Annotated in this window: 1 protein-coding gene; it reads left to right on the top strand. The window is 30.4% G+C overall.

Going from position 1 to position 1,479, the window contains the following annotated elements; genetic code table 11:
- On the top strand, positions 1–750 hold a 750-nt coding region (locus F6K13_RS32875; protein ID WP_287289889.1), incomplete at its 5' end, for a sulfotransferase domain-containing protein.
- Positions 751–1,479: the final 729 nt, after the last annotated feature.

Raw genomic sequence — 1,479 nt, 5'->3', positions numbered from 1 at the left:
TCTTGTCTACAGCAGATTCTTTTACTTTTAAATAATCAAGGTAATCAACCTAATTTAACAATGAAAGAAGCTTTTCCCTGGCTAGAATTTTGTTTACCTCCATGTTCAGATATTGCTAGAGAACATTCTTACGAGTATTTTGAATCTCTCCCATCCCCTCGAATCTTAACTTTTCATGGCTGGCCTCATTTAATACCCGAAGGACTTCCGAATACAAAATACATATTTTTAATCAGAAATCCTAAAGATGTTGCTGTTTCCATGTACCATCATTTGAAAGGAAAAAAGAGTATATCTTATCAGGGAAATTGGGATGACTTTTTTGAATTATATTTATCAGGTCAAGTTCATTATGGAAGTTGGTTTGATTTTCACTTGCATTGGGAAAAATTTTTATCATCTCGTCAACAAGTCTTATATCTTACATACGAAGAATTGCAGAAAAATATCAAAATTTGTCTGTGTAAATTAGCCGTTTTTTTGGAAATTAAAGGATCAGAAGAAGTTATAGATAAAGTAGCAATTGGCAGTAGATTAGACGAAATGAAAAAAAATGATCAAGCTGATTGTAATTGGATGATAATTAATCAAAATGAAGCTCCACATTTAAGAAAAGGAATAGTAGGAGACTGGCGTAATTATTTTACAGATGAACAAAATCAACGTTTCAATAACCTATATACTCAAAAAATGTCTGGCTCTAAATTTAAAGATTATTGGGATGAATCTATTTTAGGAATTACCCTATAGCAATCCTATTTAAGTTGTAATATTTTGGTGGCAGTTAAGAGTTAGAATGTTCCAGGTTTTCAGATCAAATTAGCTATTATCAAAATTGTCACAACCAATCTAGGATTACCCTAGAAAATTAGTAAATAAATAGAAGTAGAAAAAATATATTTAATCTGGAAGAGTAAGTCAGCAATAGCTAAGGAAATTCAGTACCTTGAAAACTTTTGCCGTGAGTTAAGCTCGCCTTTATAAAATATAGATATAAACTTTCTATAATTCTCAAAAAACATCAACACTAAAGCAAGTTTTAGGCATAACTAAATATTCCTTTTTTAACTTAAGATAGTTACCCTAAACTACCAAACACTTTCAATCATAATCAAAAATTAGATAGAGATATATTTTTCTGAGTTAACTTCTTTGATGAAAAAACTTTAATGAGGTAGCGATCGCCTAATTTGTTTGAGAGTTAATTAGGAGTCATTGAGTCACGCCTATCAGAATATAAAAGGATTTTGATTCATCTTAAATACTTAAATATAGTGTTTCTCAAGTTACTGAGGTACAGTTGTTTTTCTTCTTTGGTATTCTCACCGAACCAGAATGACTACCCCCTACTCCCTACTCCCTAAAAATTACAAATTTTTTACCTCACTCTTCGTGGGAATTGCTATATTTTCAAATATCTCATAAATCATTCGGCGATCGCTATATAACTAATTACTATAGTAAAATTATCAAGAAAAA

It is taken from the genome of Okeania sp. SIO2B9, from assembly GCF_010672505.1.
GTDB lineage: Bacteria > Cyanobacteriota > Cyanobacteriia > Cyanobacteriales > Microcoleaceae > Okeania > Okeania hirsuta.
Note: the sequence above shows the minus strand (reverse complement) of the source record. Positions and strands in the feature narration are given on the sequence as shown.